The organism is Thalassospira lucentensis, assembly GCF_032921865.1.
Classification (GTDB): Bacteria; Pseudomonadota; Alphaproteobacteria; order Rhodospirillales; family Thalassospiraceae; genus Thalassospira; species Thalassospira lucentensis_A.
This window is the reverse complement of record NZ_CP136684.1, coordinates 4,373,937-4,398,636: the sequence shown is the minus strand read 5'-3', so window position 1 is coordinate 4,398,636 and position 24,700 is coordinate 4,373,937. Positions and strand designations below refer to the sequence as shown.

20 protein-coding genes are annotated in these 24,700 nt (G+C 53.9%); 9 read left to right on the top strand and 11 right to left on the bottom strand.

Annotation, left to right across the window (positions count from 1 at the left end; translation table 11 throughout):
* The first annotated feature begins 5 nt into the window (after positions 1–5).
* Positions 6–1,517, top strand: a complete 1,512-nt coding sequence (locus R1T41_RS21175) for a S41 family peptidase (protein ID WP_317341602.1) — start codon at positions 6–8, stop codon at positions 1,515–1,517.
* Positions 1,518–1,595: 78 nt separating this feature from the next.
* Here the strand turns inward: R1T41_RS21175 and R1T41_RS21170 are convergent, their stop codons facing one another.
* From R1T41_RS21170 to R1T41_RS21160, 3 genes are all read right to left on the bottom strand, one after another.
* Positions 1,596–2,522 carry an NAD(P)-dependent oxidoreductase gene (locus R1T41_RS21170; RefSeq protein ID WP_317339090.1) on the bottom strand — a complete coding sequence of 309 codons (927 nt, stop codon included), beginning with the start codon at positions 2,520–2,522 and terminating at the stop codon, positions 1,596–1,598.
* Between the two features lie 61 nt (positions 2,523–2,583).
* On the bottom strand, positions 2,584–3,627 hold the full coding sequence (gene ppk2 / locus R1T41_RS21165) for a polyphosphate kinase 2 (RefSeq protein ID WP_411045477.1): 1,044 nt from the start codon (positions 3,625–3,627) through the stop codon (positions 2,584–2,586).
* A gap of 147 nt (positions 3,628–3,774) precedes the next feature.
* The gene (locus R1T41_RS21160) at positions 3,775–4,023 is read right to left on the bottom strand and encodes a DUF1127 domain-containing protein (RefSeq protein ID WP_317339086.1); all 249 of its coding nucleotides are present in this window, start codon (positions 4,021–4,023) and stop codon (positions 3,775–3,777) included.
* A 143-nt stretch (positions 4,024–4,166) separates the two neighbouring features.
* On the opposite strand from R1T41_RS21160, the gene R1T41_RS21155 reads away from it, so the two are divergent.
* Positions 4,167–5,129, top strand: coding sequence for a transcriptional regulator GcvA (locus R1T41_RS21155; protein WP_317339084.1), 963 nt, complete (start codon positions 4,167–4,169; stop codon positions 5,127–5,129).
* Positions 5,130–5,131: 2 nt separating this feature from the next.
* Here the strand turns inward: R1T41_RS21155 and R1T41_RS21150 are convergent, their stop codons facing one another.
* Complete coding sequence (locus R1T41_RS21150) at positions 5,132–5,548, bottom strand: DUF1489 family protein (protein ID WP_062952051.1); 417 nt, start codon at positions 5,546–5,548, stop codon at positions 5,132–5,134.
* Positions 5,549–5,766: 218 nt separating this feature from the next.
* Here R1T41_RS21150 and R1T41_RS21145 point away from each other — a divergent pair, with 218 nt between their 5' ends.
* The 6 genes from R1T41_RS21145 (at position 5,767) to R1T41_RS21120 (ending at position 13,247) form a co-directional block, all read left to right on the top strand.
* Positions 5,767–6,060 carry a DUF2849 domain-containing protein gene (locus R1T41_RS21145; RefSeq protein ID WP_317339083.1) on the top strand — a complete coding sequence of 98 codons (294 nt, stop codon included), beginning with the start codon at positions 5,767–5,769 and terminating at the stop codon, positions 6,058–6,060.
* A gap of 12 nt (positions 6,061–6,072) precedes the next feature.
* Entirely contained in the window at positions 6,073–7,728 is a 1,656-nt protein-coding gene (locus tag R1T41_RS21140) for a nitrite/sulfite reductase (protein ID WP_317339081.1), read from the top strand.
* On the top strand, positions 7,715–8,239 hold the full coding sequence (locus tag R1T41_RS21135) for a DUF934 domain-containing protein (RefSeq protein WP_114110697.1): 525 nt from the start codon (positions 7,715–7,717) through the stop codon (positions 8,237–8,239). Before R1T41_RS21140 ends, R1T41_RS21135 begins: the two co-directional genes overlap by 14 nt.
* A 454-nt stretch (positions 8,240–8,693) precedes the next feature.
* Positions 8,694–10,043, top strand: a complete 1,350-nt coding sequence (locus tag R1T41_RS21130) for a hypothetical protein (RefSeq protein WP_317339080.1) — start codon at positions 8,694–8,696, stop codon at positions 10,041–10,043.
* 91 nt (positions 10,044–10,134) lie between these two features.
* The gene (locus R1T41_RS21125) at positions 10,135–11,436 is read left to right on the top strand and encodes an MATE family efflux transporter (RefSeq protein WP_317339077.1); all 1,302 of its coding nucleotides are present in this window, start codon (positions 10,135–10,137) and stop codon (positions 11,434–11,436) included.
* A gap of 140 nt (positions 11,437–11,576) precedes the next feature.
* On the top strand, positions 11,577–13,247 hold the full coding sequence (locus R1T41_RS21120) for a methyl-accepting chemotaxis protein (protein WP_411045569.1): 1,671 nt from the start codon (positions 11,577–11,579) through the stop codon (positions 13,245–13,247).
* A 5-nt stretch (positions 13,248–13,252) separates the two neighbouring features.
* On the opposite strand, the gene R1T41_RS21115 is transcribed toward R1T41_RS21120, so the two are convergent.
* The 7 genes from R1T41_RS21115 to R1T41_RS21085 all read right to left on the bottom strand — a co-directional run bounded on the left by R1T41_RS21115 (position 13,253) and on the right by R1T41_RS21085 (position 20,600).
* The gene (locus R1T41_RS21115) at positions 13,253–13,747 is read right to left on the bottom strand and encodes a GNAT family N-acetyltransferase (RefSeq protein ID WP_317339074.1); all 495 of its coding nucleotides are present in this window, start codon (positions 13,745–13,747) and stop codon (positions 13,253–13,255) included.
* 5 nt (positions 13,748–13,752) lie between these two features.
* Positions 13,753–14,682: a hydroxymethylglutaryl-CoA lyase gene (locus R1T41_RS21110; RefSeq protein WP_317339073.1), complete on the bottom strand. Its 930-nt coding sequence runs from the start codon at positions 14,680–14,682 to the stop codon at positions 13,753–13,755.
* 1 nt (position 14,683) lies between these two features.
* Complete coding sequence (locus R1T41_RS21105) at positions 14,684–16,687, bottom strand: acetyl/propionyl/methylcrotonyl-CoA carboxylase subunit alpha (protein ID WP_317339071.1); 2,004 nt, start codon at positions 16,685–16,687, stop codon at positions 14,684–14,686.
* 2 nt (positions 16,688–16,689) lie between these two features.
* The gene (locus tag R1T41_RS21100) at positions 16,690–17,511 is read right to left on the bottom strand and encodes an enoyl-CoA hydratase/isomerase family protein (RefSeq protein ID WP_317339070.1); all 822 of its coding nucleotides are present in this window, start codon (positions 17,509–17,511) and stop codon (positions 16,690–16,692) included.
* Positions 17,512–17,518: 7 nt separating this feature from the next.
* The gene (locus R1T41_RS21095) at positions 17,519–19,129 is read right to left on the bottom strand and encodes a carboxyl transferase domain-containing protein (protein ID WP_317339069.1); all 1,611 of its coding nucleotides are present in this window, start codon (positions 19,127–19,129) and stop codon (positions 17,519–17,521) included.
* 262 nt (positions 19,130–19,391) lie between these two features.
* A complete protein-coding gene (locus R1T41_RS21090; protein WP_317339067.1) occupies positions 19,392–20,000 on the bottom strand; it encodes a 2-hydroxychromene-2-carboxylate isomerase in 609 nt (202 codons plus the stop codon).
* 126 nt (positions 20,001–20,126) lie between these two features.
* Positions 20,127–20,600 carry an Lrp/AsnC ligand binding domain-containing protein gene (locus R1T41_RS21085; RefSeq protein WP_007090318.1) on the bottom strand — a complete coding sequence of 158 codons (474 nt, stop codon included), beginning with the start codon at positions 20,598–20,600 and terminating at the stop codon, positions 20,127–20,129.
* 159 nt (positions 20,601–20,759) lie between these two features.
* On the opposite strand from R1T41_RS21085, the gene putA reads away from it, so the two are divergent.
* Complete coding sequence (gene putA / locus R1T41_RS21080) at positions 20,760–24,596, top strand: bifunctional proline dehydrogenase/L-glutamate gamma-semialdehyde dehydrogenase PutA (RefSeq protein WP_317339066.1); 3,837 nt, start codon at positions 20,760–20,762, stop codon at positions 24,594–24,596.
* Positions 24,597–24,700: the final 104 nt, after the last annotated feature.

Below are 24,700 nucleotides of genomic sequence, written 5' to 3'. Positions count from 1 at the left end.
GGAGTATGGCCGTGCTGCGCAAAGGAATATTGCCAATCTTACTTGCAGTGGTGATTTCATTTGCCGGGACCAGGTTGGTGGCATGTGCCGGTCCGGTGTGGCCAAGCGATGACGAACAGCTATTTCTGGATGCCTATCGCGATTATGTCGCAGATAGTGCAACCAATGATCAGTATGACCGTGCAGACAAGCTGTTTGTCGAAGCCGTGCAGGTTCTCTCTGACACTTATGTCGAAAACATTGATCGCCCAGCTTTTGTCGAGCGGGCGATTGCAAGTTTGCCGGAACTCGAAGCAGAAGATAACACGCCATCCGCTATCGTCGGGGCGGCGCTTGATGAGAGCCTGCACGACCTAGATCCGCATAGTGCTTATATGACAGACGAGATGTTCCGCCGTTTACAGGAAAGCACCGAAGGAAGTTTTGCCGGTGTCGGGATCGTTATTTCTCAGGACGAAGACAAACTGATCCGCATCGTATCGCCGATTGACGATACGCCTGCCGCACGGGCCGGGTTGCAGCCCAACGACCGGATTACTCATATCGATGGTCATGATATGAAGGGCGAGCCGATTGCAGAGGCCGTTCGTCTGATGCGCGGGCGGATTGGTGACCCCGTGACACTGACAATCCAGCGCAAGCAGGAAAATTTTGATGTTACCGTCAAACGTGCCCGGATCGAGGTCCCGTCTGTGACAGCGTCAATCATTGATAATGATCTCGCCTATGTTCGGGTATCGCGTTTTGATGCAAGCACACTTGATCAGACACGCGAATATCTTGAAATGCTGGAAGACCAGATCGGGAACCCGCGTGGGATCATTGTCGATTTGCGCCGCAACCCGGGCGGTTTACTTGACAGTGCCGCAGACATTGCCGATCAGTTCCTGAGCGACGGTCTGATTGTCGCGACCGAAGGACGGGGTGAACGCAAGCTGCGCAGTTATGAAGCTGACAGCAGTGATTATTTCGATGGTGTGCCCATGGCGATCCTGCTGGATCGCGGGTCGGCATCCGGGGCTGAACTGATGGCAGCGGCTCTTCGTGAAAACGGACGGGGCGTTATCATTGGTGAACAGTCATTCGGCAAAGGGTCAATGCAGCGCATCATGCCGTTAACGTCAGGTGGCGGACTTAAAATCACGACCGGTTATTACACAACGCCGGAAAACCATATCGTTCAGGGTAACGGCGTCATTCCGGATATCGAGGTCAAACTTCAGGATGCCGAGCCGTTCGAACGCGAAGTCGATCTGGAGCACGCATTGCCGCCGCGCCGTCGTGACCCGCGCAAGGTTCTGGCATCTATGGATGCGGCAAGTTGCGAACGCGATATCAATGTTGCGCGGATCGGGAAATCCGCGACCAGTGAGGCCCCGGTTGAGGCCGAAGGAGACGGAGAGGCCAAGGAACTGCAGCGCGACACGGTTCTGGAATGTGCTGTTGGCTATTTCAGTGATGGTCAGCTTGCCGTTTACCGTGATCAGGTGGAACCGCTTCTGCGGGCCGGTCTGTAAGGTTTTACCTAATTATTGAAAACAAAAACGCGGCCAGAGCAACTGGCCGCGTTTTGTTTCTCAGAACCGGATAACAGGTTATCCGCGTGCCAGAAGATCAATCAGGCTGGAGGTATCCCAGCGATTGCCACCACGTTCCTGTACCTGGGCATAGAACTGGTCAACGAGTGCTGTCACCGGAAGGCGGGCACCATTACGCTTGGATTCTTCAAGACAGATGCCAAGATCCTTGCGCATCCAGTCAACCGCAAACCCGAAATCAAACTTGTTTTCGACCATGGTCTTGCCGCGGTTTTCCATTTGCCAGCTACCGGCGGCACCCTTGGAAATCACGTCAAGGACCTTTGCCATATCAAGTCCGGCCTTGCGCCCGAAATTGACACCTTCGGAAAGCCCCTGAACCAGACCGGCAATGCAAATCTGGTTCACCATCTTGGTCAGTTGACCGGATCCGCTTTCACCCATCAATTGGCAGGAGCGGGCAAAGGCATCAATTACCGGGGCCGCGCGATCAAACGCTGCCTGATCACCGCCGCACATGACGGTAAGAACTCCGTTTTCGGCCCCTGCCTGCCCACCGGAAACCGGGGCGTCGATAAAGGAAACACCCGCCGCTTTGGCCGCAGTATAAAGTTCGCGCGCAACATCGGCCGAGGCGGTCGTATTGTCGATGACAACAACACCCTTTTCCGTGCCGGCCAATACCCCGGTATCGCCCAACACAACACTGCGCAGATCTTCGTCATTGCCAACGCAGATGAAAACAAACTCTGCCCCCTTTGCGGCATCGGCCGGGGTGGGGGCGGATTTTCCGCCGTATTCACCCGCCCATTTATCTGCCTTTGCGGCGGTGCGGTTGAAAACGGTAACGTCGTGACCTGCCTTTTGCAGGTGGCCGGCCATGGGGTATCCCATGACTCCCAGCCCGATAAATGCACATTTTGCCATTTCGTGCCTCCCGTGAATTGGTCGTACCAGTAAAGGAGGCAGCCTTCGGAATGTCAATGCAAGGGAATGTCACGGATACAATGTTTCCACGATCCGGAATACATTCAAAGCGTAACGGTCAGTCTTCAAGCGAGAGTTCTTCGCTGACGGTATGAATAACCCTGCGATCATAGGTCAGAAGTTCGGTGCGTTTCCCCGGATATTCGAACTGAGACAGATAATATCGGATCGCATTCACACGGGCACGTTTCTTGTCATCGGATTTGACAATGATCCACGGGCTGTCGGCAGTCGAGGTATGGAAGAACATCTCGGTCTTCGCTTCGGTATAGGCATCCCAAAGATTCTGGGATGCCAGATCAACCGGGCTCAGCTTCCATTGTTTGAGCGGATCCCGCTTGCGCTGGTCAAACCGGCGTGCCTGTTCTTTTTTGCTGACCGAAAAATAGAATTTAGTCATGTGGATTTCGGAACGGATCAGCATGCGTTCCAAAGCTGGAACCGATTGCAGGAACTCGCTGACTTCGAACATGTTGCAGAAGCCCATGACCCGTTCAACCATCGCCCTGTTATACCAGGACCGGTCAAACAGGACGATTTCCCCGCCGGACGGCAGATGTTCGACATAACGCTGGAAATACCATTGGGTCACTTCCCGGTCGTTCGGTTTGCCCAGTGCGACGACACGTGCACCGCGCGGATTAAGATGTTCGGTAAAGCGTTTGATCGTGCCGCCTTTGCCTGCTGCATCGCGGCCTTCGAAGATGACCAGGGATTTGATATTTTCGGATTTGATCCAGTTTTGCAGTTTGAGAAGTTCGATATGCAGGGGCGCAATCAGCTCAAGATACTGTTTGCCATGCATCTTTTTGGCACGTGAATTGGGATCAAGATCAACATCCGGAGGAAGATCGTCGCCGGAAGGTGTTCTTTCAGAAGCACTGTCAGAAGCACTGTGTTTTCTTGAAGGAAGGTCATCAAGGCGATCCATCGTCATGTTTTCGGCATCCAGCAAAAAACGGTCGCGGGCTTCGCTATCAAGACTGGAAAGATCGGGATGCTGTTTTGAGGCCTTGCGGCTGCGTGCAGTATGTTTCACTGCATTGCGGATCGTATTGTCGCTGCTTCCTGTCTTCTTTGTCGGGGTGCCTTGCTTTTTCACGGCCATTCTGCTGATGCCTCTGCAACCTTGATGGGAAATTACAGTGGCATAAATGCGCCATGATCGAAAGGGGGCGCAAGGAGGTATGTCAAATCCGTGGGGGCGGATCGGGTTTTCGATCATGGCGCAGTCGGTGGTCTGGTCTGATCAGATCGGATAGGATTTCCGATATTCGGCTTCGGCATCGGTGCGTGACAGGCCGATATCGGCAAGTTGGCTGTCGCTCAACCGCATAAGGGCACGGCGTTGCGACCTTTTGGCCATGGTGGCGGCAATAATGTTCAGTGCCGTGTTTAGTCCCTGCTGCAGGCTTCCGGAAAATTGCTGAAAGCCGCTGAGATGGTTGTGGCGTGTCGTGTGTTGGCCAGAAGGCGTCTGGCAGACTGAATGTGCCATGTTCGTTCTCCTGAATTAAGTTCATCTAATGAGAGGTTTCTATGGTTGAGGCCCATGTTCACGCCAAACATCTTGCGTGACAAACGAGTATTTCTGGGGTTAAGTATTAGTTGACCTAATGATTGGCTGGTTTGAGGCAAAAAATGCGTTTACCCCCGTTACAGTCCCTGCGTGCGTTTGATGCGGCTGCCCGGCATCTTAATTTTACCCGTGCAGCCGAGGAACTTTTTGTGACCCAGGGGGCTATTAGCCAGCAGATCCGCCAGCTCGAGGAATATTTGGGTTTTCGGCTGTTCTTTCGGTTGCCGAGGCGATTGCAATTGACTGACGAAGGTGACCGTCTGGCGCGGGCAACGTATGAAGGCTTTTCACGCATTGCCGGGGAAATCGAGAGTCTCCGGGCGGTGGAGGAGGCCGGGGTCGTCACGGTCAGCGTATTGCAATCCTTTGCCGTTAAATGGCTGGTGCCGCGTCTAGGGCATTTTCGCGAGGCACATCCTGATATCGATGTACGCATTCACGCTGATGACCGTCTGGTCGATTTCCGTAACGAAGGCATTGATCTGGCGGTACGCTTTGGGCGAGGGCGCTATCCCAATCTCTATACCGAACTGTTGATGCGTGACGAGGTTTTCCCGGTTTGCAGTCCGGATTATCTGGCATCAAGCCCTCCTTTGAATAAACCGGCCGACATAGCAGGGCACCAACTGTTGCATGATGCGACTTCACATATTGAACAGCCCCGTGCTGCGGATTGGCAGTTCTGGTTGGAAGGGGTTGGCGTCAAGGGTATTGATCTGCGTCGCGGTCTACGCTTCAATTCCGGCGACATGGTTATTCAGGCGGCGTTGATGGGGCATGGTGTTGGTATGGCACGCACCAGTCTGGCTGCGCAGGACCTGAAGGCCGGTTTGCTTGTCCGGCCGTTCCCGCAAACCGTCGCGTCAAGCTATGCCTATTATCTGACCTGTCCCGAGGAAAACCTGAACCGGCCGCGTGTGCAGGCCTTTATCCGCTGGTTAAAGGATGAAGTTGCCGCAACGCTTACGGATATCGAGGAAAGTCAGCCAGCATTGACAATCATTACGCCCAATCCCGATACCTGAATTCAGATCAGGCCAAGTTCGCGCAATTCGTCTGCCATGTCTTCGGGAAGTGCTTCTGCGCCACCGGCCTGCTTTTCATCCGGTGGGCATTTGTCTTCGGTAAGGTATCGCCAGCCCTGAAATGCGCGGTGGGGCCATGTGCGGGTTTCGACCAGTTCGGGATCAAGGACGATGCGGCAATGTTTGATGCCTTCCTCGTCAATAAATTCTTCCAGATCGACAACGCGCTGTCGGGCACGAATGGCCCCCTTAATCACCCAATAGATCGAACCACCCTCTAGAATCTCCGTCTTGCGTTTCGGAGTCATTCGTGTGGTGTGGTAAATCCGGCCATGAAGCCCGCCAAAATAGGCCTGCCATTGACGCAGGGTTTCAGGGCTTTCTGTGCCGACGCTGAGTTTGATCAGGTGAAGGGGCATGGTTTGTTCGTATTCTTTCGGGCGATATAGGATGTTATCTGACCTAGAAGTCATGCGTGGTTTGGTCAAGGGGGGATTAATAATTACAAATAAAAATTGTAATTATATGTATTTCACAAAAAAACTTGACCAATAGTGTATAATCATCCAAATTCTGATGCAGAAAATGTCCACAGACAGGACATCACCCAGAGAGATTTACAGGCTGAGAGAACCGAATGTCCCTGCAAGTTGTCACGGCAAACCGTCTTGATGACGGGCTGGTGGTGTTTCTGACCGCTGATGGCGGTTGGAGCGAAAACATAGACCAGTCGCGTCTTGCCGATGGAAAAGAGGCGGGTGACGCCTTGCTGGCCGAGGCCAGTGTGCCCGAGCTCGATACCGTTATCGTCGGTCCGTATCTGATCGAGGTCGAGCAACAGGACGGCGGACTGGTTCCGACGAAATACCGTGAAGTTCTGCGCACCAAGGGTCCCAGCGTGCGGCAGGATCTCGGCTATCAGGCCGGGTAAGGAGGATACACCATGTATCGCTATGATGATTTCGACCGCCAGCTGGTGCTGGAACGTACCGAGCAGTTCCGCGAGCAGGTCAAACGCCGCCTGTCCGGCGACATTACCGAAGACCAGTTCCGTCCGCTGCGTTTGATGAACGGTGTTTATCTTCAGCTTCACGCCTATATGCTGCGCGTCGCGGTTCCCTATGGCACGTTGCGCGCCGATCAGTTGCGCCAGCTTGGCTATATCGCGCGCCGCTATGACAAGGGTTATGGCCATTTCACGACCCGACAGAATATCCAGTATAACTGGCCGAAGCTTGCCGAAATTCCCGATGCGCTGCTTGACCTTGCCAAGGTTGAAATGCACGCCATTCAGACATCAGGCAACTGTATTCGCAACACGACCACAGATCAGTATGCCGGTGCCGCCGCCGACGAGATCGAAGATCCGCGTCCCTATTGCGAACTGATCCGGCAGTGGTCGACCTTCCATCCGGAATTCACCTATCTGCCGCGCAAGTTCAAGATCGCGGTGACCGGATCGCCAAACGACCGTGCTGCGGTCAAGGTGCATGATATCGGGCTTCGGATGCATCAGAACGATGCGGGCGAGGTTGGGTTTGAAGTCATCGTCGGTGGTGGACTTGGCCGCACGCCGTTCGTTGGCAAGACCGTGCGTGACTTTATCGGCAAGAACGATCTGTTCTCGTATCTTGAGGCGATCCTGCGCGTTTACAACCGCTTTGGCCGTCGCGACAACAAGTACAAGGCGCGTATTAAAATCCTCGTCCATGAAATCGGGGTCGAGGAAATGCAGCGTCTGGTCGAAGAAGAATGGGCACAGATCAAGGACGGATCACTGCGCGTCGATGATGCCGAAATTGCGCATTATATTGAACAGTTCGCGCCGCCAGCATTTGAAACCCTTTCCGACGATGATGCCGAGTTTGAACGCCGCAAGGCTGAAAACCGGGAATTTTCCAACTGGGTGCGTTCGAACGTGATCGCACACAAGCAGCCAGGCTACGCGATTGCCAACGTATCGCTAAAACCGATTGGCGGTATTCCGGGTGATGCAACCGATACCCAGATGGAGCTGGTTGCTGATCTGTCCGAGCAATACAGCTTTGGCGATGTTCGTGTGACCCACGAACAGAACCTGGTTTTGCCGCACGTGAAAAAGGCTGATCTGTTCTTGCTTTGGGCGGAACTGAAGAATGCCAATCTGGCGACGGCAAACCTTGGCTATGTTACCGACATCATTTCCTGCCCCGGGCTGGATTACTGCGCACTGGCAACGGCGCGTTCGATCCCGCTTTCACAGCGCATTTCGGAACGTTTTTCCGATCTGGATCGTCAGCATGATATCGGCGAACTCAAGATCAAGATTTCCGGCTGTATCAATGCCTGCGGGCATCATCATGTCGGTCATATCGGCATTCTGGGCCTCGATAAACGTGGCAAGGAATTCTATCAGATTACCCTTGGCGGTGATGCCAGCGAGAATGCAGAAATCGGCAAAATCGCCGGTGCCGGTTTCTCCGAAGCCGAAGTTGTCGATGCCATTGAAAGTCTGGTGACCAAATATCTTGGCATACGTGAAACTGGCGAACGCTTTATCGATACTTATCGCCGTGTCGGCATGGACCCGTTCAAGGAGGTGCTTTATGGCGATCGTTAAGAATGACAGTGTGATCGATCAGGAATGGGTCACGCTTGATGCCGAAGCGGACCTGCCGTCGGGCGAGGAAAACATCATTGTGCCACTTGCGCGTTTTAAGGAAGAACGCGAAACGCTGATCGGGCGTAATGGCGGACTTGGTGTCCAGCTCAATCCGGGCGACGCCCCCGAAGATCTGGCTAATGATCTTGATCGTCTTTCGATCATCACGGTCAATTTTCCGGCCTATACGGACGGGCGCGGATATTCCTACGCCCGTGTTTTGCGAGAACGTCTGGGTTTCAAGGGCGAACTTCGCGCAATCGGTGACGTGTTGCGTGACCAGATTCTGTATATGCATCGTTGCGGTTTCGATGCGTATGAGCTGAAAAATGATGATGATGTTTCACTGACAAAAGTTCGCGCAGCATTGAAGGAAATGACAGTTTACTACCAGCCGACAGGAGACGGGCGTGCCACGGCCGCATCGCTTCGTGAGCGGCGTCGGGCAGCTCTTAAATCTGCGTCCTGATTTATCTTTTTCGTCAGATCGAGCTTTGAATAGCTCTGCCTTGGAGGCGCCCGTTTCGGGCGCCTTTTCTTTTGCCCTTATAATGCCGGCATTTTCTGTCAGGGATTGCGCTGCCCCGGTTTTCATTCTTGGCGGAGTATGGATATTAGTTGGGCAAAAATTATTCTTTTGTATATGAAAATCGGACCAGAATTCACCTTTAGGGTGGTGTTGTTGCCGGTTTCAAGCTATACACTTATTAGCTGTTTAAATGGTACTATGTGGCAACCATTATAAAACAATAGGTTGTCGCTTTAGGCCCAAAAGGAGAGCCTGAAAACATTAATCCCAACAGCAGGATGCATCCTGCCAAGCGGATTGGGGAATTCACGCATTGCCTGACAGTTGGCATCGGTAACGCTCCGATGCAAGGAAGCAGGTTCGCATTTCTGGGACTAGCAGGAAAAGGCAACCAATGTCGATTGAGCAAAGCCTTACAGGAATTGGAGACAGTTGTGTGATTACGCGGGATTTTACGCGTTACGATCACGGCTATCAGGACAAGGCGCTCAAATATATCGATTATCTGGGGGCTTTATCGCTCGCGCTGCGTAAATTTTCCGAATACAGCCGGACAATGCTGGCGTCCCAGCAATTGTATATCTATGCCAAATGGTTGGCGCGATACACGGCATACTGGCCGGAACTTGACCAACTTGTCGACAGACTGGAAAACAGCTTTGATGAAGTCGATCAAAGCTATGTCGCAAGTCAGTCTGCCGTCGATGGCTCGTGGGGCTGGCAATATAACGAATTCCACCACAAATTTGATGCGACCATCGTGCGTTTGCATGAATTGGCTAATGAGGGCCATGCGCCGCGTTATCCGCTGCACTTTCTTGAGCCGATCGCAACCGCATCGGCGATGCGCGGTTATCTGGAAAAGCTACTGGTTTCCGATATCGCAGCGACCGGACGCAATCAGCGGGATGAATTTGGCAGTGTGATCTGCTGTCTGGCACAGCTTTGCTTCAAACCGTCCTTGCGGCGCTATGCGCAGGAACATGTGCGTGGCATCGATCTTGACCAAAGCTATGTCGATGCATTCCGTGAATTCCTTGATGAAATCCAGAACCCCGAAACCGGTTATTGGGGGCCATGGTATGTGTCGGATGGCAAGACGCATCGTTACGATGATCTTAGCTATACATTCCATATCGTATCCTATCGCAAGGGGCGGGTCGGGCATTGGTCCGATATCATCCGCACCACGCTTGAAAGCCGGCAATTGGAATATCCGCAAGGATGGCTCAGCCGAGGTGAATTCAACAATCATAACAACTATGACGTTGCGAAAATCTTTCGCTATGGGTGGCCGCATATGCAGTCGGCAGAACGTGCTTTAGCGCGCGAACAGATTGCCGAAATGCTGGACTGGTGTGTCGGTCATTCGCTCAGACGCGATGGCAGCTTTGTTCCGGACAGTCATTTCTATAACTCGCTGGAGTCATGCTACTATTTCGGTGTCTCGTTCCTGGATGAAGTCGGATATTTTCAACCTTCGAAACGTTTCTGGACCCAGCAGAAATTCCCCTATGCGCCGGTTCTGCAGTCTCGTATCTGGCGCAAACTTGACGAATTTGATGCCGAGAACCCCAGTGTCATCGCTGCGAAATGGAAAATCGGCCCGGATGCCACCCGCATATCTGCATCGCCAGTCAACCGGGAGGGGTTTTCGCGCATGCCGCTGCTTTCCGGGGATGATTGTGCAACAACCGAAGAACGCGAATTCGAATTTATCCTGCGACCAAATAACGATGGTTGATCCTGCCGTCCCGTTCTCTTCTGTGTGAAATCCGATGGCCATGCAGTCGCAATATTTTGTGTCAGGTTCAATCCTGCGTCACATATTTTCAATGGCGCATACCAGCATGCTTGCGCTTGTGGCGATGGTGCTGGTTGATGCGCTTGATCTGTTTTTCCTGAGCCTTCTGGGCGATGTTGAAATCATCGCCGGTCTTGGCTTTGCGTGGCCGATTATCTTTTTTACCCTTGCGGTTTCGTTGGGTATCTCGACCGCGATGACGGCACTTGTTTCCCGTGCCGAGGGGCTTGGTGATCGGAACCGGGCAAAAATTTATGCCACGCATATTCTGGTATTCGGTCTTGTGCTATCTGGTGTGATGACAGTTGTTTTGTGGCTGTCGGCACCTTGGATGCTTGATGTGTTCGGGGCGGTCGGCAAGGCGCGCGACGTTGGTGTCATATATGTGCAGATCGTGATCCTGTGTTTGCCGGTTTTGGTTCTGAGCATGTCATCAGGGGCATTATTGCGTGCGATCGGGGCGAAGCAACGTGCCATGTGGTCGAAAATGACCGGTGCCGCAGTCAATGCAGTCCTCGATCCCATTTTCATCTTTGGTTTTGATTGGGGTGTCGAAGGGGCGGCATGGGCAACGGTTGTGTCACGGATCGCCATCATGGCGGTGGCCTTTTATGGTGTTCGTAACGTTCATCACATGCTTGGCCGGTTTGATGCGACGCTGTTTCGGAAGGACATCCGTGATATTGCGCGTGTAACCGTACCGGTCGGATTGGCAAAGATCGGCCCGCCAATCGCCAGTGCCTTTATCATGTCCAGCATGGCAAAGTTTGGGCCCGATGCGGTGGCGGCTATGGCGATCATTGAACGTATCGGGCCGTTCGTATTTGTTGGTTACATGGCGTTGCCCCAGGCAATCGGCCCGATCATTGGCCAGAACTTTGCCGCAGCAAAGGCCGGGCGGGTACGCAGAATCTGGCACAATGTATGGGGGCTGGTGGTGGTTTACGGGGCGATAGTCTGCACTGCCCTGTTCCTGTTTCAGGGTCAGATTGCAGCACTTTTCAGCGCAACCGATCAAACCGTAGCGTATCTTTCGATCTTTTGCAGTTTTACGGCACCCTTTTATGTGTTCCTTGGTCTGCAGTTTTCATCGCATACCTTCTTTAACGTCACCGGGCGGCCTAATCTTGCAATGACATTTGATCTTGCGAAGGAACTTTTGGGGGTAATCCCCCTGGTCTGGCTGGGGAGCTACTATATGGGCGCCCCCGGGGTTCTGGCGGGGCAGGCTGCGGGCATTGTCTTGTTCGGTACGATCACAGCTGTTGTCAGTTATCGTCTCGCGTGCGGGAGGTGGTCGGCTGAGGCGTATAATCTTTCCGGATCAACTTAAGGTAAGTGAAGTTTAAAGCGGATTTCTGGTGAGATGTCCGGATTTGTTTGGTGTGAATAAGGTCACATTATTCACAATGAAATCATTTTTCTGTATCCCATATAACGCGAAGGGTGGCGAAACATTATGGGGTACGGAAAATGACAAATATTCTAAAACGATTTAAAATTGCACCGAAGGTCTTTGGTGGATTTGGTATTGTTCTCCTTTTACTTGTATTGATGTCGGTGTTGGCGGTCGCATCCTTAAGCAGTGCAGATGACGATTTTACGCGTTATCGGGCGACAGCGCTGCAATCCAATCAAGCCGGGCGGGTTCAGGCCAATTTGCTGGAAGCACGTGTAGCGGTGAAAGATTTTCTGCTTAGCGGAAAGCAAGCGTCAAAAGACACGGTATCGAGCCGGTTGCAGTCGGCAATTGATTTGAATAACGAACTTGCAACCATGATTGACGAACCTGCCCGCCGCGAAGTTGCGGTTTCAGCAGATGCTGCTTTAAAAGAATATCTTGAAACCTTTAACAAAGTCGCCGCCATGGACGCATCGGATGCTGGGCGTGATGCTCTTGTGTCTGGTGCGCTTGACCGTATCGGGCCTGTCATTGCCCAAAATCTGGAAAAGCTCAAGCTCGAGATCAAGGCGGAACAGGACCAGCTTGGTCCTAATGCTGCCAAGGCTCTTGAGGATGCTGTTATTACAGCCGAAGTTCTCGCGGCAATTGCCGTCTTGATCGGGATACTCGCAGCGTGGCTCATTGGTGCTGGCATTTCAAGGCCTGTGCGTGCCATCACGGATGCAATGAATAAGTTGGCAAGTGGTGACAAAACAATAGGCATTCCCGGTCAGGATCACCGTGACGAGATTGGTGATATGGCAAAAGCAGTTCTGGTCTTTAAAGAAAACATGATCCGAGCAGAACAGCTTGCAGGGCAGGAAGCAGAAGCTCAGAGACAGCGGGAAGCCCGTGCAAAAACAATTGAGAAGCTGACCAACGATTTTGATGCGGATGTTTCTGCTGTACTGAATAGTGTTTCTTCGGCCGCGACAGAAATGCAGGCGACAGCAACGTCAATGACGGCGACGGCTGAGGAAACCAGCCGACAGGCGACGGTGGTGTCGGCCGCAGCCGAGCAGGCATCAAACAACGTTCAAACCGTCGCCAGCGCGTCTGAGGAGCTCAGCGCCTCGATTTCCGAAATCAGTCATCAGGTCAATCAGTCTGCACAAGTGGCAAGCAAGGCTGTGTCCGAGGCGGAGAATACCAACGCGCAGGTACGCGGGCTTGCAGAAGCTGCCCAGAAGATCGGTGATGTGGTTGGATTGATCAGCGACATTGCCGCACAAACCAACCTTCTGGCGTTGAATGCAACGATTGAAGCCGCGCGGGCAGGCGAGGCGGGCAAAGGTTTTGCTGTGGTTGCGGCCGAGGTCAAGAATCTGGCCAATGCGACATCAAAGGCAACTGAACAAATTACCGCCCAGATCACCGGAATTCAGACAGAAACAGAAGGTGCGGTGGTTGCGATTGATTCCATCGGCAGTACGATTGCCGAAATCAGCGAGATTGCAGCAACGATTGCAAGCGCGGTCGAGCAGCAGGGGGCTGCGACCGAGGAGATCACTCGAAATGTTCAGCAGGCATCAGCCGGAACAAGCGAGGTAACTGAAAATATTCACGGTGTTAATGAAGCTGCAACATCAACCGGTGCCGCTGCTGAGCAAGTTTTGAATGCGTCGGGTGAGCTGTCCGAACAGGCTGAAACCCTGCAGCTAAAGGTTGAAACTTTCCTGACTGCAGTCAAGGCGGCCTAGTCTGTCTATGGCTTGAACTGCATCAAAACACAGGGGCCATCGCCGGTTTCATATTCGGTGTCACCAATGAAACCGGCGGCCTCATAGCTTTTGCGGGCTCGTACATTTTCCGGGTCGGGATCAATCGCAACCAACGGTGCACCGCGATCAATCAGCATTTGCGCCAACAATCGCAGGAACATCTTCCCATGGCCGCATCCCATCATGTCGGGGGCGCCAATGAACGCGTCGATGCAGCGCGTGCCTTTGGGCAAATGGGATAAATGGGGTTGGGGCCATTGATGCGCATCATAATGCTGTGCAAAGGCAAAGGGGCGATTGCGATAGGATACGACAAGTGTCGCCATTTCCGGCAGTTCGATGTCTTCGGTGATCAGTTCGATTTGCTCAGCAGGATCCCCCCACCAACGCGCGACTTCCGGCACACGCAGCCAGCGCCGTATCATGGGTAAATCACTGGGGAGGGCCCGCCGGAAACGATATGTCTCGGCGCTGGCCATAGCGATCAGGCCCCGACAGTGTCGCGTTTGGCGGCTAGCGCCAGATTGGCCTTTGATTCGGATGCCCTACCGATCTTTGCCGTGATCCAGCTACCGGTTTCGGCAAGCTTTTCAAGATTGATACCGGTGTCGATGCCCAAGCCATTCAGCATATAGACGACATCTTCAGTGGCGACATTGCCGCTTGCGCCCTTGGCATAGGGGCATCCGCCAAGCCCGGCGACCGAGCTGTCAATCGTTGCAATCCCCATCTGCAGAACGGCAAGAAGGTTTGCCAATGCCTGACCATAAGTGTCGTGGAAATGAGCGGCGAGGTTTTCGATGGCGACATGGGTTGCGACGGCTTCGATCATCGCCTGCGACTTGCCCGGTGTGCCGGTGCCGATGGTATCGCCAAGACTGATTTCATATGCCCCCATGTCAAACAGGGCCTTTGCGACATCGGCGACCTTTTGCGGGGCAATCTCGCCCTCGTACGGGCAGCCAAGAACGCAGGAAACATACCCGCGCACGGCGATGTTGGCATCGCGTGCGGCGCTCACAACCGGACGGAACCGATCAAGGCTTTCGGCAATGGAGCAATTGATGTTCTTCTGCGAAAAGCTTTCCGATGCCGCACCAAAAACCGCAACTTCGGTCGCGCCCGCCTCTATGGCGGATTCTAGGCCTTTCAGGTTGGGGGCCAGAACCGGATAGGTGACGCCCGGTTTGCGCGAAATGCGGGTCATGACGTCCGATGCGTCGGCCATTTGCGGGACCCATTTCGGGCTGACAAAGGCGGTGGCTTCGATGACCGAAAGACCAGCATCGCAAAGGCGATGGATCAGTTCGACCTTGATGTCGGTCGATACCATGGTCTTTTCGTTCTGCAATCCGTCACGCGGACCGACTTCGACGATTTTGACCCGCTCTGGTAGACCGGAAAGGCGGGGCATACTACTCTGCCTCCTCGATGGTGATCAATTCGGCGCCGTCATCAACCTGATCGCCAACAGCAAAGAATATCTCGCGAACCTTGCCAGAAACCGGTGCTGAAATGGTGTGTTCCATTTTCATTGCTTCCATCACAACAAGCTTGTCGCCCGCCACAACAGATTGCCCCGGTTCGGCCAGCACGGCAATGATTTTACCGGGCATCGGTGCGGTTAATCCGCCGCCGGTGCCTTCATGGCTGCCCGCGGCGGCAACCGGATCAAAAATCTCCAGCCGGTCAGAACGCCCGTCGCGGAAAATCGTCAGGCGGTTACCATCACGAAGGACGCTGGCGCGTTTTCGGACCTTGTCAAAGGTAGCCTGAATGGTGCCATCAACGGCAATCTCGGCGTGGGCTGTGATCGAACTGCCGTCGGGCATATCAATCACATAACCGGCTGCGCGATAATGCACCTTGATCTTCAGGTCCGTCCCGTCATGACGCAGGATCAGATCATGGTGATTATCATCGTTCAGACGCCATCCCGATGTGCTGTGCCATGGGGAAAAAGGGTCGCTGCTTTGTGCGGCATGGCTTTTGGCCTCGGCATCACGAAGCATCAGGATATCAAGTGCGGCAAAGGCAAGCGCATCATTGTCAGGCGCCGCCGGGGCGGGGATCAGATCGTCGAGATACTGACCGATGAAACCGGTTTCGACCTCACCGCGCACGAAGGCCGGGTGGCGGGCAATATTGGCAAGGAAGCCGGTATTGGTCGTTACGCCGACAATCTGCACATCATTAAGGGCCGTTGCCATCCGGCGCAGTGCCGATGTGCGATCCGTATCCCAGGTGATCAGCTTTGCGATCATCGGGTCATAATGAATGGATACCTCGCCACCTTCGTAAACGCCCGTATCGATCCGCACGTGATCATTGGCCGCAGGCATACGCATATGCACAAGCCTGCCCGTAGCGGGCAGGAAATCATTATGCGGGTCTTCGGCATACAGGCGGACTTCAAAGGCATGCCCGTTAATGGTCAGTTCTTCCTGTGCCTTGGGCAGCTTTTCACCGTCAGCAACACGCAATTGCCATTCGACCAGATCCTCGCCGGTGATCATCTCGGTCACCGGATGTTCGACCTGAAGCCGCGTGTTCATTTCCATGAAATAGAACGCACCCGACGCATCAAGCAGGAATTCAACCGTGCCAGCACCCTGATAGCCAATCGCCTTGGCAGCATCGACGGCGGCTTTGCCCATCTCGGCGCGAAGATCTTCGGGCATGTTCGGGGCAGGGGCTTCCTCAATAACTTTCTGATGGCGGCGTTGTAGGGAACAGTCACGTTCAAACAGATAAACCGCACTGCCATGGCTGTCGGCAAAGACCTGAATTTCAACATGGCGCGGTTTGACGATCAGCTTTTCAATCAGGCAATGATCATCTCCAAAGCTGCTTGCAGCCTCGCGCTTGCAACTGATCAACGCATCTCTGAAATCGGCGGATTTTTCAACCGCACGCATGCCTTTGCCGCCGCCACCTGCCGACGCCTTGATCAGGACCGGATAACCGATCTTGTCCGCCTCGGCAGCCAGAAGGTCCGGGTCCTGATCCTCACCGTGATAGCCCGGCACCAGCGGCACACCGGCCTTGCCCATGATTTTCTTGGCTTCGGATTTTGAACCCATCGCACGGATCGCACTTGCCGGCGGGCCGACAAAGACGCAGCCGGCTTTTTCCAGCGCATCGGCAAAAACGGCATTTTCCGACAGGAAGCCATAACCCGGATGAACCGCATCGGCACCCGATTGCGCAATGACTTCAAGTAAACGATCAACGCGCAGATAGCTGTCTTTCGGGGCCGGACCGCCGATGTGATAGGCTTCGTCGGCACGTTTGACATGCAGGGCATTGGCATCCGCGTCGGAATAAACTGCGACGGTCTGGATGCCCATGCGGCGTGCGGTTTCAATCACGCGGCAGGCAATTTCACCACGGTTGGCGATCAGTATTTTGCGCGGCATGATTAATTCTCACTCCACTTCGGGGGGCGTTTTTCAAGAAATGCACTGACACCTTCACGGCCTTCGGCGCTTGCGCGCTGATCGGCAATGCGTCGTGCGGTATCGTCAATGACATCATCGTCAATCGGTTTGTTGGCAACCGCATAAATCAGCGATTTTGCTGCATTCATGGCACCCGGCCCATTGGCCAGTAACAGCTTTGCCATGGCATCACCCCGTGCGGTCAGATCGTCACCTGAAACAATTTCATGTACCAATCCGATGGCAAGGGCGGTCGCGGCATCAAAGCGTTCCGCCGTCAGAAAATAGCGACGGGCCTGCGATACGCCGATGGCCTCGACCACATAGGGCGAAATAACCGCCGGAATCAGGCCGAGCTTGACCTCTGACAGGCAGAAACTGGCCCGATCAGATGCAATCACGATGTCACAGCACGCGGCCAACCCAACTCCGCCGCCAAATGCGGCCCCGTTGATAAGCCCGATGGTCGGTTTGCTGCAGAAATTAAGCGTCTTCATCAACCGCGCCAATGCACGAGAATCGGCAAGGTTTTCCGTATGGCTGTAACCCGCCATGCGTTTCATCCAGTTAAGGTCGGCACCAGCAGAAAAGCTTTTGCCTGCACCTGTCAGGATCACCACGCGCACCACCGGATCGGCATTCAGCGCATCCAGCTTGGCTGTCAGATCGCCGATCAGGACATCGTCAAACGCGTTGTGGATTTCCGGACGATTCAACGTAATGCGGGCAACACCCGATGCGCTGATCTGGCATATCACGGCATCGGTAGATGGATCGGTGTTATCGGTGTTTACATTGCTCATGCCAGCCTCACATCCGGAACACGCCAAAGCGTGTTTCCTCAACCGGTTTGTTGAGTGCCGCCGAAAGGCCAAGACCAAGAACCATGCGGGTATCGGCCGGGTCAATTACCCCGTCATCCCAAAGTCGCGCAGACGCGTAATAGGGGTGACCCTGTTCTTCATACTGGTCGCGGATCGGGCCTTTGAAGGCTTCCTGTTCTTCTATGGGCCATGTTTCACCGCGCTTTTCCTGTGCATCGGCGCGGATTTGGGTCAAAACATTTGCCGCCTGTTCCCCGCCCATGACTGAAATGCGGGCATTGGGCCACATCCACAGGAAGCGGGGGCTATAGGCGCGGCCACACATGCCATAGTTGCCTGCGCCAAATGATCCACCGATCAGAACCGTGAATTTAGGAACCTTGGCTGTTGCAACGGCGGTAACCAGTTTCGCGCCATCCTTGGCAATCCCGCCGCTTTCATATTTGCGGCCAATCATGAATCCGGTGATGTTTTGCAGGAACACCAATGGAATACCGCGCTGGCAGCAAAGTTCGATGAAATGCGCGCCTTTAAGCGCACTTTCGGAAAACAGGATGCCGTTATTGGCAATAATCCCGACCGGATAGCCGAAAATGCGGGCAAAGCCGTTAACCAGTGTCGTGCCATACTGAGCCTTGAACTCGTCAAAGTCCGATCCGTCAACGATGCGGGCAATGACTTCGCGCACGTCATAGGGTTTTTTGGAATCGCTTGGAATGACGCCATAAATCTCGCGCGGGTCATATGCCGGGTCGCGCGGTGCAGTCAGGGTCAGGCCGGGATTTTTCGTCCAGTTAAGGTTCTTGACGATATCACGTGCGATGGACAATGCATGCGCGTCATCCTGTGCATAATGATCGGTGACGCCGGATGTTTTACAGTGAACATCCGCACCGCCAAGGTCTTCGGCTGAAACGACTTCGCCGGTTGCAGCCTTCACCAGAGGCGGCCCCCCCAAAAAGATCGTGCCCTGTTTGCGGACGATAATACTTTCATCCGACATGGCGGGGACATAGGCCCCGCCCGCCGTACAGGACCCCATGACAACCGCGATCTGCGGAATGCCTTTGGATGACATGGTTGCCTGATTGAAAAAGATGCGGCCAAAATGATCGCGATCCGGGAAAACATCGTCCTGACGGGGCAGGTTCGCCCCGCCACTATCCACCAGATAAATGCAGGGCAGGTTGTTTTCGAGTGCGATTTCCTGTGCGCGCAGATGCTTTTTGACCGTCATCGGGTAATAGGAGCCGCCCTTGACCGTTGCATCATTGGCAACGATGACGCATTCAACGCCTGAAACCCTGCCAATGCCGGTGATGATGCCCGCCGCAGGAACGTCTTCATCGTCATACATGCCATAGGCGGCAAGCTGGGAAAGCTCAAGGAACGGGGACCCGATATCGAGCAATTGACGGATACGTTCGCGGGGCAAAAGTTTGCCGCGGCCGGTGTGGCGATCACGTGCGCGCTCACCACCGCCAAGCTTGATCTGCGTGATCTGATCACGAAGATCGGCAACCAGTTGTTCCATCTGCTGGGCATTGTTGCGGAAATCTTCCGAGCGGGGATTTACCGCAGATTTCAGAACCGTCATCGTCAATCGACACCGTCTGTTGCAGGGATCGATTTCATGAGGAATCTATCCCGAAGTGAATGGCGTTTATGACTGCTGTTATGGTGGAAGTTTACGTAAACGTCAAGATTAAATAGGTAATCCAGTACCGAATTTACGTATATCAAAAAAACAGCGTGGATTTGGGGCGGTAGACGGTATTTCGAATATGCGATTTTATCGAAAAAGTCATAGATGTTTCAAAGATCTAGATGGCCGTGATTGCGATGGTTTTCTGGTGCCATCAGTCGCTGATCTGTTTGCGCAGTTTGATCCAGCGTTCAAGATGTTCAAGCCGGTCATTCCCGAAAAAGGCTTCTTCTTCATAGAAAAAGAACGGGGACCCGAAGGCACCGCGTGCAATGGCTTCGTTGGTAACTTCGCGGACGTGCTGCTTCCATTTCGGGTTTTCAACAGCCTCGCGGATTTCCCCGGCATCAATGGAATGTCGGGTGGCTGTGGCAAAGACAACTTCCGGGTCGGACATATCCAGTCCGTCTGCGAAATATCCGCGATAGACGTCCTTTGCAAACTTGATCGCTAGCGCAGGTTTTGTTGACGCAATCCAGTAATAGGCACGGGTCGGTACCAGTGCGGAATAGGGGAATTTTTCCGGGACCTGAAACGGTGTATTTTGCATTTTTGCGCAGCGTTCCATGTCGCGTTTGAAATAATCGCCGCGAATGGGTTGGCTCAATAACGGGCTTTGTCCGGTCTGTTTGAAGGCCGCACCGATCATGAACGGGTACCAGTTGACCGTAACGCCGGTTCTGGCCTCAAAGGCATCAATGCGTTCAGCCGCGAGATAACCGTAAGGTGACGAGAAATCGAAATAAAAAGAGACTTCCGACATGCTGTGGGGCCCGTAATTAATGACGCAAAACAGAGTGCCATGTGGCGATACCGGCAAAGCCATCGGAAAGATGGCTTGGTGATAGTGCGCTACTAAGCAATTGTATTGCAACAAAATTGATCGAATTTACGGGATCGTGATGCCGGGGCGTACTTTTACTTCTTCCATCACGACATATGTATGAGTTTGGCTGACACCCTGAACAGAGGACAGGCGTTCAAGGAATTCGCGATAGGCATACATATCGGCAACCCGAAGTTTCATCAGGTAATCAAAGCCGCCTGCGACCATGTGACATTCTTCGATTTCCGGCAGTTTGCGGATCGCTGTGGCAAACACGTCAAATACGTCCGGGGTCGTCCGATCCAGCGTTATTTCGACAAAAACCACCAGCGACTGATTGAGTTTGCGGGGGTCAAGTAGCGCCATATAACCGGTGATGAAGCCGTGTTGTTCAAGGCGGCGAACACGTTCGAGGCACGGTGTCGGGCTAAGATTGACGCGACGTGACAGTTCAACGTTCGACATGCGTCCGTCGTTTTGAAGTTCGCGCAGGATCTGTTTGTCAATCTTGTCCAGGCTTTTATGATTCTTCTGCATTTTAATCTAATAACCAGTGTTTATAACTGCACTAAAAGTTTTTCAATGGATGATATATCGTATTTTTGGGGAAAATGGCAGCACATTTTTTGAGTGCATATATATTGTTTGTGGCCATATGAGGAGAAAACTCTGCGTTCCCCATAAGGAACCGGAGAATTGCATTTGCAGGGAGAAGCCATCGCCATGTTCCGCATCGATATGCCCCAAGCCAACGAAATCCGCGCAAAAATCCGCGAAACATATCGGACTGACGAAGAAGTTGTTGTTGAACGCATGATTGAGGCTGCCCGACTGGCTCCCGAACAATCGGCGCGCGTTCAGGATCGGGCTTATCAGCTTGTAGCGCGGGTTCGCAAAGCCGATAATGGCAAAAGCGGCATCGATGCGCTGCTTCATGAGTATGAGCTTTCAAGCAAGGAAGGCGTCATCCTGATGTGCCTTGCGGAGGCACTTTTGCGCGTTCCTGATGCGGTCACCGCCGACAAGCTGATCCAAGACAAGCTGTTTGACGCCAACTGGCAAAGCCACCTTGGCCATTCCGACAGCTTCTTTGTTAATGCATCGACCTGGGGACTGATGCTAACGGGGAAGGTGATCAAGTTCGGCAAGGCGGAAAAGGCCGATCCGGGCGCGTTGCTTAAACGCATGATCGCACGCTCGGGCGAGCCGGTAATCCGTAAGGCATTCAACCATGCCATGCGCATTATGGGGCGTCAGTTCGTAATGGGCCGCACGATTGCGGAGGCCGCCGAACGGGCGAAGACGAACGAGGAAAAAGGCTATCGCTATTCCTATGACATGCTGGGCGAGGCCGCGCGTACCATGGAAGACGCGGATCGCTATTTCAAATCCTATGTCGATGCGATCAACGATATCGGCAAGGTCGCGAATAATCGCGGCCCGATCAACAGCCCTGGCATCTCGGTAAAGCTTTCGGCGATCCATCCGCGTTATGATTTCGCCAATTATGATCGCGTCATGAATGAACTTGTGCCGCGCCTCAAACAGCTTGCGCTGCTGGCCAAGAAATATGACATCGGTTTTACCGTTGATGCCGAGGAAGCCAACCGTCTGGATCTGTCGCTTGATGTGATCGGGGCAGTGTTTGCCGATCCCGATCTTGAGGGGTGGGAAGGATATGGTCTTGCGGTGCAGGCCTATCAGAAACGGGCCTATCACGTGCTGGAATGGCTTGCTGACCTGTCGGTCAAGGTCGGGCGCAAAATGATGGTGCGCCTTGTCAAAGGGGCCTATTGGGATACCGAGGTCAAGAACAGTCAGGAAAACGGGTTTGAAGGTTATCCGGTCTTCACCCGCAAGGCCGCAACCGATGTTTCCTATCTGGCGTGTGCACGTTTCATGCTGTCGCGCCGCGACGCATTCTATTGCCAGTTCGCCAGCCACAATGCCCACACCGTGGCATCGGTTCTGGAAATGGCCGGCAATGACCGGACGTTTGAATTCCAGCGTCTTCATGGCATGGGCGAAGCCCTGTATGAACAGATTGTCGATAAAAATGGTGAAAACGTGCCGTGCCGTGTTTATGCACCTGTTGGCACCCACGAGGATTTGCTGGCCTATCTTGTCCGACGTCTGCTTGAAAACGGGGCGAATACCAGCTTTGTGAATCGTATTCAGGACGAACAGCTGCCGATCGAGGAAATGATCGCCGATCCGGTGGAAAAGATGGCTGCCCTGCCACGCAAGGCCCATCCGAAAATTCCGGCACCGGTTGATCTTTATGGTGCTGGTCGCGTCAATTCCAAGGGCATTGATCTGACCGATACGACCAAGCTTCTGCCGTTGGCCGAAAAGCTGGCATCGATACAGGGGAAAATCTGGCATGCTGCGCCGCTGATTGATGGCCAGCCTGTTTCGGGCGAGGCGATTGATGTTTTAAACCCGTCAAACCGCAATGAGAAAGTCGGCGAACTGGTTCAGGCCGGTGAAGCAGATGTCGAGGTCGCGATTGTTGCCGCCGCCAAAGGGTATGAAATCTGGAACAAGACCCCGGCTGCGGAACGTGCGGCGTGCCTGCGTCGTCTTGGCGATCTTCTTGAACACAACATGGACGAGTTCATTGCTCTTTGCCAGCGCGAAGCAGGCAAACTGTATTCCGATGGTGTTGCCGAAGTGCGCGAAGCTGTCGATTTCTGCCGTTATTACGCGAACCGGGCAGAAGAAAGCTTCCGCGAGGGCAGTATCCTTGAAGGGCGCGGCATTTTCGTCTGCATCAGCCCTTGGAACTTCCCGCTTGCGATTTTCTTGGGCCAGGTCAGCGCGGCACTGGCGGCTGGTAACGCCGTTATCGCCAAACCGGCCGAACAGACGTCGCTTGTCGCGGCCAAGGCGGCTGAACTTATCCTTGCTGCAGGCGTGCCGGGGGCTGCATTTACGCTGCTGCCTGGCCCGGGCCGTGTGATCGGTAATATCCTGATCAACGATCCGCGCATTGGCGGGGTTGCCTTTACCGGTTCAACAGAAACCGCACAGGTCATCAATCAGGCGTTGGCAAAACGCCCGGGTGTTCCGCTGCCGCTGATTGCTGAAACCGGTGGCCAGAACGCGATGATTGTCGATTCAACTGCACTGCCCGAACAGGTGGTACAGGATGCAATCATTTCCGGCTTCCAGTCCGCCGGGCAGCGTTGTTCGGCCCTGCGTGTTCTGTTCGTTCAGGAAGATATCGCAGACAAGCTGTGCCACATGCTCGTCGGCGCGATGAAGGAACTGCGTGTCGGTGATCCGAAATTCCTTGATATCGATGTCGGACCGGTGATTGACGAAAAATCTCGCAAAACCCTTGTCGCCCATGCAGAACGCATGACCAAAGAAGCAAAGCTGCTTCATGCCTGTGATATTCTGCCGGAATGCGAAAACGGGACGTTCTTTGCGCCGCATTGCTTCGAAATTCCGTCGCTGGATGTTCTGGAACGCGAAGTATTTGGGCCGGTTGTCCATGTGGTGCGTTACAAGGCACGTGATCTGGACAAGGTTCTTGATCAGATCAATGCGTCGGGCTATGGCCTGACGATGGGCATCCATTCGCGTATCGACAGCACCGTGCGCCAGATTTCGCAAAAGCTGCGTGTCGGCAACTGCTATGTGAACCGGAACATGATTGGGGCCGTTGTCGGCGTGCAGCCATTCGGTGGGCAGGGCAAATCTGGCACCGGCCCAAAAGCAGGCGGCCCGCACTATGTCGAACGGTTTGCCAAACCCGCAACCGAGACCGGAAAAAAGGCAGCAGGTAGTGCCGCGATTGCCGATGATCGTTCGCCAATCGTGATCAAGGCGTCGCTGACGGATGATGAATATCGTGCCCTGCAGGTCGCACAGGTCAAATGGCAGGCGACAGACGGCAATGAACGCGTCCGTGTTCTGGAAAATCTTGCCGCCAAATTGGCTGGATCGTCGAAAGGTGATCTTTCGGCAAACGCCGAACTGATCGCAAACTTTGCCGCGATTTCGGAAAACGGCTTTGTTGCACCGACCCGAATGCCCGGGCCGACCGGTGAAACCAACGACCTTTATATGCTTGGCCGTGGTGTTTATCTGGTGCAGGCGGAAAAGGACGCCGAAGCAGCACGTGTCATCCGCCACATCGCTGCGGCACTTGCTGCGGGCAATGCGGTGATCGTTGCCGGGGATCAAAAATGGCTGGTTGAATTTGCAAGCCTAGCGACCGATGCCGGACTGCCGGCAGGGCTGATCCGTGTCGTGGCGTCCAAGGTCGGTATTGCCGTGATGTATGACGGCGATGTGGCTGGTGTTTCCTGTGTCGCACCGCTTGATCGCGTTACCGCCTTCAAACAGCTTCTGGCGAAGCGTGACGGTGCGATCCTGTCGCTGATTTCCGATAGCGGGGCAGACGATGACGGGGGACTGCCTGATGAGGCTTTCCTGCATCGTTTTGCGACCGAGAAAACCGTCACGATCAATACGACGGCTGCGGGCGGTAACGCATCGCTGATGTCTATGGAAGAAAATTGATCCGGTTTATGGAAACCGGAATATCAGGCGTCCGGCAAGCCGGGTGATGAGCCAGCGGATAGCCATATCCGCCACTTGCGGCCGGGGTGAATAACCCCGGTCTT